General features: G+C 32.6%; 12 protein-coding genes and 1 pseudogene. 5 read left to right on the top strand and 8 right to left on the bottom strand.

Translation table 11 applies throughout. The features are described from left to right. Positions 1 to 124 precede the first annotated feature (124 nt). From VK90_RS25475 to VK90_RS25495, 5 genes and pseudogenes are all read right to left on the bottom strand, one after another. Entirely contained in the window at positions 125 to 454 is a 330-nt protein-coding gene (locus tag VK90_RS25475) for a hypothetical protein (RefSeq protein WP_000566283.1), read from the bottom strand. Between the two features lie 282 nt (positions 455 to 736). After that, complete coding sequence (locus VK90_RS25480) at positions 737 to 1,297, bottom strand: helix-turn-helix domain-containing protein (protein ID WP_048376232.1); 561 nt, start codon at positions 1,295 to 1,297, stop codon at positions 737 to 739. 892 nt (positions 1,298 to 2,189) lie between these two features. Continuing rightward, on the bottom strand, positions 2,190 to 2,804 hold the full coding sequence (locus VK90_RS25485; RefSeq protein ID WP_003204248.1) for a hypothetical protein: 615 nt from the start codon (positions 2,802 to 2,804) through the stop codon (positions 2,190 to 2,192). Between the two features lie 195 nt (positions 2,805 to 2,999). Further along, positions 3,000 to 3,200 carry a DUF7695 domain-containing protein gene (locus VK90_RS25490; RefSeq protein ID WP_048376236.1) on the bottom strand — a complete coding sequence of 67 codons (201 nt, stop codon included), beginning with the start codon at positions 3,198 to 3,200 and terminating at the stop codon, positions 3,000 to 3,002. 5 nt (positions 3,201 to 3,205) lie between these two features. Then, a pseudogene (locus tag VK90_RS25495) lies at positions 3,206 to 4,550 on the bottom strand (plasmid recombination protein). Between the two features lie 491 nt (positions 4,551 to 5,041). On the opposite strand from VK90_RS25495, the gene VK90_RS25500 reads away from it, so the two are divergent. Next, on the top strand, positions 5,042 to 5,470 hold the full coding sequence (locus tag VK90_RS25500) for a helix-turn-helix domain-containing protein (RefSeq protein ID WP_048376239.1): 429 nt from the start codon (positions 5,042 to 5,044) through the stop codon (positions 5,468 to 5,470). A 218-nt stretch (positions 5,471 to 5,688) separates the two neighbouring features. Further along, positions 5,689 to 6,213, top strand: coding sequence for an AAA family ATPase (locus VK90_RS25505; protein WP_048376241.1), 525 nt, complete (start codon positions 5,689 to 5,691; stop codon positions 6,211 to 6,213). 233 nt (positions 6,214 to 6,446) lie between these two features. On the opposite strand, the gene VK90_RS31160 is transcribed toward VK90_RS25505, so the two are convergent. The 3 genes from VK90_RS31160 to VK90_RS25520 form a co-directional block, all read right to left on the bottom strand. Continuing rightward, positions 6,447 to 6,581 (bottom strand): hypothetical protein, encoded by a 135-nt coding sequence (locus tag VK90_RS31160; protein WP_269431834.1) that lies wholly within the window; start codon positions 6,579 to 6,581, stop codon positions 6,447 to 6,449. A gap of 669 nt (positions 6,582 to 7,250) precedes the next feature. Next, a complete protein-coding gene (locus tag VK90_RS25515; RefSeq protein ID WP_048376243.1) occupies positions 7,251 to 7,448 on the bottom strand; it encodes a hypothetical protein in 198 nt (65 codons plus the stop codon). A gap of 142 nt (positions 7,449 to 7,590) precedes the next feature. Continuing rightward, entirely contained in the window at positions 7,591 to 7,788 is a 198-nt protein-coding gene (locus VK90_RS25520) for a hypothetical protein (RefSeq protein WP_048376245.1), read from the bottom strand. A gap of 621 nt (positions 7,789 to 8,409) precedes the next feature. Here VK90_RS25520 and VK90_RS29990 point away from each other — a divergent pair. From VK90_RS29990 to VK90_RS30945, 3 genes are all read left to right on the top strand, one after another. Continuing rightward, a complete protein-coding gene (locus VK90_RS29990; RefSeq protein WP_156185489.1) occupies positions 8,410 to 8,577 on the top strand; it encodes a hypothetical protein in 168 nt (55 codons plus the stop codon). Between the two features lie 554 nt (positions 8,578 to 9,131). Beyond that, complete coding sequence (locus tag VK90_RS25525) at positions 9,132 to 9,740, top strand: DUF3967 domain-containing protein (RefSeq protein ID WP_048376247.1); 609 nt, start codon at positions 9,132 to 9,134, stop codon at positions 9,738 to 9,740. 433 nt (positions 9,741 to 10,173) lie between these two features. Then, a complete protein-coding gene (locus tag VK90_RS30945; protein ID WP_048376249.1) occupies positions 10,174 to 10,356 on the top strand; it encodes a hypothetical protein in 183 nt (60 codons plus the stop codon). Positions 10,357 to 10,368 lie beyond the last annotated feature (12 nt).

Raw genomic sequence — 10,368 nt, forward strand, 5'->3', positions numbered from 1 at the left:
ATAAGCTGTCCATATGGGCAGCTTTATTTTATGTTTCCGCATAGCGTAGGTTATTTTGAAAAATGCTGGCGGTACCCCTATAAATACACTTGCAAGTATATTTATAGATATACTTATAAGTGAATTATTTAAATTCTTGTCTATATAATTTAAACGAATAAATAGCTCCAACGAAGAATACAAAAGCTTCAAATAATATAAAGATTTGACGGAAATTCTCGATATCTTTACCAACTAAAGAAATAAATATGCAATTCATTAGAATTTGAGTAGTAAACATACAAGAAATAATTTTAAAATAAATAGGATTTGTTCTTTCATCTGGTTTACCAATTTTTTTGTAAATAATAATAAGTGCAATTACTGAACCCAAAAATAGAAGTGCTGTAAGTCCTACAACGATATTGAAATTGCCTGTACTTTCTAACATCCATTTATTTAATAAATCAATCATTAATATCTTCCTTTCCTACATAAGAGAATATTTCGTTCTTCTTTTTCACTATAATAAAAAAAGAAAAAGGAAAACATCGAACTTTCTTACAAACATTCGTGTATTCTTACAGTTTTGTCATTTTATAAATTTATTCATCGTCTTGTCTTTCCCTATTTTCTTTGGAAAACATAGTGAATTAAGAGAAAGAACGCTACAAGATCAACTTTCAAGAACGATAATTATGTAAAAACAAAAGTCCTCCAGTTAAACAATCCGGAGGACTTTTAATAGTTTTCTAAGTTATCTTCCAAATACACTCAATCCTAAATAAATCAAACTATAACTAATTAAAGCACTTGCAATCATTAAACCTATTTTTAACAATTTATCTTTTATATTAGGCTTTACTTCACTTATAGGTTTTCCCTCTATAAAATCAACTATTTGACGATAAGTTTTTAAATTATGCTCTTTTTTCAAGTTTTCAAGCTTCAACGATGAAAGCATAAGCAAAATCGTAAGTACCACAGGTATTATAAGACCGTAATAACCAAAAAAGTAAAATACAGGTGCAATAGAAATAGGAAGCATAATCATTAATGCTAACATGATGTAACTCCACTTAAAGAAAGCTGATTTTTGAAGTTCTTCTTTCATGATCTTTACATCTCCTTTAACTAAATCATCTAGGGAGACATTAAAAAGAATACTCATCATTAATAAATTATGAATATCTGGATAGTTCCTTTCATTTTCCCAGTTAGAAATAGATTGTCTGGAAACATGAATTTTTTCTGCTAACTTCTCTTGGGACATGTTATCCCGTTTACGAAAATATTGTATCTGTTTACCGATGTTCATTTATACATCTCCCTTAAGTTTGAGGTTAAGTTAAAGGCTAATTAAAGACTACCAAATTTCTTTATAATAACGTGATTTTAAGATGTAAAAATGTTTTATCATGCTATTTTCTCCCTGTTTTCAAGTGTGAACCCCATGTATTAAACGTATCAGCATATTGAATAAGAGAAATTCATCATACCTGAAAATTACCTAAAATTGAAAAAGACCACCCTAAGGTGGCCTTTTTATGTAGGGTGGGAAGACATCGGTCTTCCCTTCGGGTTGCCCCGATGGAAATGGCGTTTTGTTTCCAAAACTGTTTTTCCTAATTACATGTTATGCAAGAGTTTCAGTTTAGTTCCTAAAGTATTAAATAATTATTTTTTATGGTTTTGTTTTTGGTTGAAAACTTGCGTTTTGGCTAGAGTGCTGGCTCGTCGTGTGGGGGCGAAACCCCACGTATTCCGTATCAATTTTCGAGTAAGAACTATTTCAGGACGAATGATCTAAGCGGTTCGGCTCGTATACTTGCTAATCCAAGTCGATAACCATTATCTTGCGTTTTGTCTGTCGGCTTGGCGAAAAAAGCATATCGAGCCGAAAAAAGTTGTGCAAGGACACAATAAAAAAAGAAAAAGCATTAGCTTTTAGGTGAGGATAAACGAACCGACTTTTTTTATTGTGAGGGTGGAGATTTTTGAGTGGTTTTCTCAAAAATACGACCCGTTCCTTGCTGAACTTTTAGCCTATATATATAGAGTGAGAAGAGAGAGAGTTTTAAAAGTGGTATAAAACGTTGGTATAACTAGGTTTATGATGTTTTTCGTGTGTATCGAAAACAATACACATTCGTATCGAAAACAATACACACGAAAATGAGTAAAAAAATAAGATTGACTAATTGTCAATCTTAAAATAATTTATCTGGTAACTCTTTCAATATCTTCATTTTCATAGCTTTATAAAAGATTGCTTTAAGTGCTTCATTTACATTATCCTTATCTCCTGCATAAATAATGTGCGGATTTACAAATAATGAATAAGCTTTTGCATTATTTCCTTCAATTCCACTTTCAGCTTTCGCTAATATTCCCTTTTTAACCAAAGAATTTACTGAAAGACTTGTATTCGCTCGTGTTAATCCAATTTTTTTTGCAAGTCCTGAAATATTCAATGGAACTGGATTTTTTGATTTCACATCATCAACAATACAGTTTGAATTAAAAGCAATCGAAGAAACAATATCAATTAAAAATGCTTTTTCTTTAGCCGTAAAGTATTCCCTTTCCCTTAAAAATTCATAATTACTTTGCAAAATTTGAGCAAACCTCACTTTCGACTGAGGACTTTTTTTAGTACCTATGTAAAGCTCTTTGCCAGTAGCTTTAGCCATGGTTTCCATGGCTTTTTCTAATTCAACTTCTGAAACATCATTATATAACTCTTGAAATTTTTCATTTTCAATTTCTAAATCTCTTTTTCTAGCGTTTCTTTCAGCTTGTCCAAAATCTACAACTTTTGTCATAAAATAATTCTCTCCCTTAGTGGAAGGAATCAACTAACCTATGCTACAATGTGTATAGAATATATATTAGGTTGATTCCAACCTGAGTATGAAAAACCGCCTGTCCGCCAAGACATTGGGCGGTTTTTTCGTCTTTCTCTATAATAACATGGAATCCCTTACTAAGGATTCCCATCTGTTGCAAAAACACAACATTCAATCCTCTTTTTCTTCTTCAAACTCATACAATTCAATAATATCCTCTGGATCACCTATCATTCGACCATATTCAAGACCACCATCAACTGCAATTGATCGACACGAACAATACTTAAAATCACGAGTGAATTTTGATTCAATCACATCTCCACATTTTCTACATTGGAGTGCATTTCTTTTTATTTTTTTCATCATCATCACTCCTATCTTTCTAATTCATCCTCACGTTCTCTTCTTTTGGGTTTGCTCTGTTCTTTTAGTATTTCTTTCACTTCTTTTTCAGCTTTATCTATAATTTCATCTGCCGGAGAATAATTAAACTCTCTCCCCATAAATTTTGCGACCTTATCAACAAATTTAGCAATATGTTTTCTTGCCATTTCTATGACCAATATTAACCGAACCGTTTCATCTGTTATTTTTTTATTTTCCTTTTTCAAATCAAGATTTTCTTTCTTTAAATCTTGATTGTTACCAACTAATTCTTTATTTCTAAATTGCTCTTTCGAAAGAGAATCTTTCAAACTATTAATTTCTCTATTTTTTCTTTCCAATTCTTTTTCTTTGTCTTTAATAACAATTGGTAGTTGAGCAACTCGCTTTATCACTTCTTGTTGTCTTTCAAATTCCACTGAATCTACCTTCACATCATTACTAAACATTGTTTTTTTAGTTTCAACTTTAGGAATCTCAATTTCACTATTCTTTATCTCTTCCAAACGTCGTTCAACTTTATTTAATTCATCATGCAAAGTTACTTTTCTTTCATTGAATTGCTTTACTTCTTGTTGCGAATCTTCTAAATCCACCACTAACTCTTTTAATCGCTTTGTTCCAGCAGCCATCAAATTTTTATTTTTATGCATAAGCTTTTCCATGGTTGATGAGGCATCCGCATATTCCTTATACTGACGAACTTTCATGTACTTATGGTACATTAGCTCTTTCAAAATTCGGAATCTGCTCTTTTGCTAAATCCTCAATATATGCTGTCTCTAACGCACGCCAATTAGCAATTAATTCTGTACCTTTCCCTTCAATGCCTTGCTGTTGCAAAGCTCTATCCATTCCGACACGCCTCGTTAATCCTCGACTACTTTCGAAATTCGGTACATAGTTAATATGTAAATGCGGATTTGCTTCATCATCATGTAAAACCATGTTATAAACTACTAGATTTGGATTTCGCTCTTGAAACGCCTCAGCATACTGTTTTAACGCTTCCTTTTTGGCTCCCCTATACTTTGGGTCGTCTTTACCCTCTCCAACCGCTACAACCAATTCTCGTTGCTCATGTGTCTTTTCATTTTTATGTATTTTGTCATAGTAGTCCTGAATCTTACGGTCATTGCGTTTTTGTTTCTCATTATACTTGTCCACCGCTTCTTGAAAGACATCCTTGTATACACTTCGGATGTCCTTTTGAACAAAGTAGATATTCTCCTCTAACCTGGATGGATCGATGCCAGGATTCCCATGAATGTTTTCTCTGTTATTATGGCTTAATGAACTTTGGTGAGATTGATTAAATGAGATAGAGAACAACATAAAGTACCACCACTTCCCTTAGATTAATTGATACAATAAGTCTAGCAAGGAGACGAAATTGTGTCAATTGACGTAACCCTATACGTATTTTGACGCTTTCGCATCAAAATCAATAGGGGTCTGCGACGCTTGTCGGCTTTGCCGAGCCACATTTCACGTGGCAAAAACAAAACCTTGGGCTTTGCCCAAACCCACTGGGGAACTCTTCCCCAGACCCCATCATTCGAACTCCCCAACCCCTCAATCCTTGAGGGGCTCCCTCGCCGGTCGGCAGGAACAAACTATTGTTTGTTCAATGCCAAGAGGGTTCGGGTGTAGTCCAGTTGGTCAAGTCAAATACTCCCTTCGCTTCGCTAGGTCCGTTTTGATTGACCAACACATGCAACCACCTGTTCCAAACCTTTGCTACTCTTAAGTTACATCATTCTACTTTGCGATTCTTACCAATTTTTATAAGCTGTAATAAAAATAGAATTATAGGAGTTGAAATCATGGAGTTTTATAAAAAACTAAAAGAAGAACGCTTAAAACACAACTTATCACAAGAGGAATTAGCACTTAAATTAAACATAAGCAGACAATCGATTTCTAAATGGGAGCTTGAAAAAGGCTATCCAAATATTGAAACACTTATTACATTAAGTGAGCTATTCAACATTAGCATTGATGAATTAATTAAAGGAGATGATTGCTTGAAAGATAAAATCATCAAAGAAGGAAAAATGGGGGAATTAAGAATGACAGATCCATTCAAATGGTTATATGTATTAAGTTCAATTTTAGTAGTATTTTGGCTTTTTGTACTTCCCTGGTCTAATCCATCAGGTCTAACATTAAGCATAATTAATCTCATAGCTGTTATTTACTTTGTAATTGTCGTTAACTACATCAAAAATAACAAGAAGAAATTTTTCAATTAAACTTTAAAAATAAAGAAGACAGCAATCGGATGGCTCAACACTATCTGATCGCTGTCTTCTTTATTAAATTCCCACTTAATCACAATTTTAGATACTCAAACCTTTTTCTTATTCTCAAATGTAAACTTTTGAATAGAGGTTTACTTTCGGTTATTGTTTAAACAATCACCCCAGCATACCATCAAACATTTTGGAATGGCACCAATAAGGAGGCACTCATGAAAACTATTTTAATAATTATTCGTGGAAACTCAGGATCTGGAAAAAGCACAGTAGCCCGACAACTACAGCTACTCCTAAAAAACGCCCTACTAGTTCCACAAGATGTGGTTCGTAGAGACATGCTTCGTGTAAAAGATGATGTCGGAAACTTATCTGTTGAACTTATCAAACAAATAGCACTGTACGGTATGAATAAAGTAAATTATGTAATTGTAGAAGGCATTCTAAGCAATAGTAAGTACAAAACTATGCTTACAGAACTAATTGATACATTTGAAGAAACACATGTTTATTACTATGACATTTCTCTCAAAGAAACAATGGTTAGACATAAAACCAAGCCCAACAAAAACGATTTTGGCCAAGCTGAATTAACCGCTTGGTACATTGCCAAAGATTTTCTAGATATACCAAACGAGAAAACCATTTCCGAAACTATGTCAGTAGATGAAACTATCAAAATGATTATCTCTGATATTGAGACTGTTTCTAAAACATCTGAAGCAAATCCTGACAAATAAGCCTCTATAATTAGGCCAATTACGAAAACATTTTCCTACTTAAAACAAAAAGAGTCCTAAATTAATAGGACTCTTTTTTTGCTTTTATCGAAAGTAAACTTTTGAATAGAAGTTTACTTTCAAAAGGAGTCTGAGAGGTATTGTGTATAGTTTGTTCACCTCAGGTACAACAAAAGAGCCTTACCTCTGTAGGTAAGACTCCACTATTATAGTTATATATATTTACATAACAATTAAGAAACTGTAAACATATAACACCAAGCATATAACAACAAGAAGCAGAACCCTAACATTCCGCCTACAGCTAATACCTGTTTAACCCAACTCTTGAGTTTCAGCTTACTATCAATCACTTGCATTATTTCCATATTGTTTCCTCCTATTAAGGAGAACCCTTAAAGACTCTCACCTTGCTATGGTACCATTTTTGTCTAAACGTATAAATATGTAATATTGCATATAGAAATGTATTGTTATAAATGTAAGCGCTTACTATAATAAAGGTATAAAGATTCACCACATCTTAATACGAAACAAGAGGAGGAAGTAATATGGAAATCGCAATGACAGTTTTAAAATTTATTGGTGGAGCAATCCCATTAATTCAAGACCTTCTAAAAACATTTATGTAAGTTCATTATTTAGCAATTATTTATAAAATTATCATACAAATGATCTGTATATCGAAAATAAATTGATGTGCAGATCATTTGTGTGAGCAAAGTCCCTTTAACATTATTAAGGGACTTTTTTAAATTTCTACATACTTGAGGTTCTATCACATCAACATCAAGTTAAAAGCACTTTTAAAATATTACAAAGTGCTTTTTATTTATTATAAATACGAATGTAAACTTTTAAATATTAGTTTACATTCAAATCACCGGAAATATTGAATTCTTACCAAATTACCTGATATCCTCAAAATACACAACAAAAGTATACATTCGAAACGGCATAACAAAGGAGTTTAATCCCTCATAAAAAAAGATGAGTATCTCATCACCATTGAGATACTCATCCAAAGAAAGCATAAATTAACTATTAGTATTTAGCTCCTTACTGAATTTCTTTATAAAAAACGCCATTATTAACGTACTAATTCCTATACTTAAACCAAGTAATTGATCTAACGAAATTACATCCCGAAAAATCCAACGTATAAAAAATCCCACACCAAATACTAATACAAGTAACAAACCAAAATATTTTAGTCCCCCATATACATCTTCCATACCCAAACCCCTTTTAACTTCATAATCAAATTACACTATATCGTGGTATTTAAATAAGGTACCTACATCAGTTAATCTTGGTTTGTAAAAAAGTTTGATTAAAACTTATATAGAAGTCTAATTTTTATATACATAAAATATTTTATACTTTACGCTCTTTAAAAAAGTTAGACGCAATGAAACAAGCTATTCCAGCAATAAGAACACTAAATGATAATACCTTATTTGTATTTTCAAACTGTATAATATCTGTAATCACATTAAGCATAATTAGTCCCCAAACAAATAAAATCGGCCCAAAAAAAAGTAATATTTTCCCTAATAATGAACGTTTTTTCATAATCTCCCACCTTTCCTATATATAAATTCTATCATAATTTTAACTGGTAATTTCTAGTTTTGGGGGTGATTTTCCAGGTCATGATTAAATTATTTCAGTCCATTTCTGTATAAGCGGTATGACCTTTTTTTAAGTCGATAGTTAACATAACCCCACTTATCGGTATTCAATGTATCTAGAAAAAACCCCTTCAATTTACTTGCTAAAGGGGTTTCGTATTTACATAATTCCCGAAAGTGGAAGTTACTTTTTCTCCTACTTGGGGTCCCGCCAACATTTCGCGGAAAACATACGCTAAGGGATTTTTTCACCATAAACCTTCGTTCTTGGTGATTCTGAATGGTACTTTTATTTCCATTTTCGTATAGCGATTCCGTATATCAAAAACTATAACTAAAAACAAATGACCATAACGGAGATGTTTAAACGTTTTTGGTTACGATTTTTTACAATATTTGTCTTAATGTATATTTACCGCGTTTTGCTGGTACTACCCCATTAATAAATAAGGGTATTTTCCTCGTCTGTTTCTTTGATTATATAGATGGCATTGATATTACATGTATTGAGTAAACAGCGAAGTCATATATCTAGTGTAGAGACATTTAAGGGGGAATATATATGATGAGCCTTTTAGCAATCGTCCATTTCCTTGTTTATATAGGAATTATTGCCTTTGCAATCTGTGCTGTTATTACTGTTCTAAAATTAATCCGTGAAAAGAATGAATATCTCAAAGACATTCGTGATGAGATAAGAAAACAAAACGACGATAAGCCTACTGAATAAAATATATTGGAACGCCACCTCGCTTGGGTGGTGTTTTTAGTTTATGTATACTTATTCATGATCGGTTAACATAACGTCTCATTATCGGTAGCAAGGACAACCGACAAACTCTTGATATTATTGGGTTTGTCCGTTTTCTCTTTCTATCGTGCTATGCATGATCTTATATATGGTAGAGATACTGAGGTTTTTCAGGTTTATGAATGTTCTGTATTAGTACAAAAATCTGTATAGAATTCTGTATAAAAAAGTAGTTAGATTATTGTGTTTTACTCTAGCTAATTTCAAAAGATAATTGAAAATTCATCTTTAAATTTTAAAAAAAGGTGTTACCTTTTTAAAGAAGGAAAACACTACATGGGGTAGCACCAACAAATGGGTTTAATCCACTAGTTTATTTTAGAAACCTTAATAGAAAATAAAAAAACAATAACTGTCAAAAATATTGGAGTTCTAATACAAACCAAGTACATTACACATGTGAAAATTCTTGAAGTTGTCGCGTAAAAGGATATATCATTGCTATAGCGAATATATTTTTGAGGTGAAACGCTATGAAGACGCTTTATAGTCCTGGCGACGTGGCAAAGCAATTAGGTATTCAATCTAGCACATTACGTAAGTATGCTGATGTACTCGAAAAAGAGGGTTATACCTTTATTAAAAACGAACGTGGACATAGGAAGTATAGAGAAAGTGATGTAATGGTGTTCCGTAAGGTTATAAGCCTAAAGAACGACACAGACATGACATTAGAAAATGCTACAAAGCAAATAGTATCATGGCATCAAGGCGTTGAAGTATTGCCATTAGAGCGCCATGAAGTTGAGCGCTATGAAGAACCAGATTTCAACGCTACACCGCTACAAGCGATGATTCAAGATCAAAAAGAAGTCATTGAAAAACAAAATTACTTGCTACAGGAATTAAACAAACGTTTAGCCGAGCAAGATCAGCGATTCGCACAAAGAGAATCAGAGTTGATAAGCGCTATACAAGCGTTACAGGAATCCCAAAGGCTTATAGCGCTAAATAGTAGCGAAGACATAGTGAAGAAACAAGGCCGTGATGAAATGCTCATTCAAACGATCAGAGAAGTTCAGGAAGTTAAAAAGATGATTGCAGCGAGTAAAGATAAGAAATGGTTCGAATTTTGGAAATAAAAAAGAGGTGATTCAATATCACCTCTTTTTACTATATTTACTCCTTGGGATACCGCCAGCATTTCGGAAAAAAACCACGCTAAGAGTATGCAAGATTTTATACAATTTTTCGGCTAATCCAGTAACAAACAAGAACCCTAAAACCGTGCCAGGATAGGAATGTATAAAAAAATGCATGGATCCATAGAACAAAAAAGGAAGGTGCCCTTGTGAGATTAGGGTTCTTTCCTTTTCCTTGCTACCGATAATGATGCGTTATGTTAACCGGACATGTATAGAATATACAACCAAAATCAAACCACATATCCCTTCTTTCAAATGGTAAAATAGGGAAAAAGGGATTCTAAATAATACCTTTAGAAACCACTATTTATTACATAGGAGTTGCCGAAAAAAGAGATGAAAGAGAAAAAAAAGTAAGGGAGGAGCATAAATGAAAAATATTAATGGATTGTACATATCACTTATATTGATGATGTTTGTTAATTTGCTTAATACTACAATATTTGATAATGAATATTCAGGGATAACACTGTATATCTCTTCTGTTATATTCGTAATTGGGAGCGCATTTTTCGGAAATGCAAAACGACTTAAAATTAGTGAGGAAAAATAAAACAAAAAGTAA

Origin of the sequence: Bacillus sp. LK2 (assembly GCF_001043575.1) — a bacterium.
In the GTDB taxonomy this organism is placed as follows: Bacteria; Bacillota; Bacilli; order Bacillales; family Bacillaceae_G; genus Bacillus_A; species Bacillus_A paramycoides.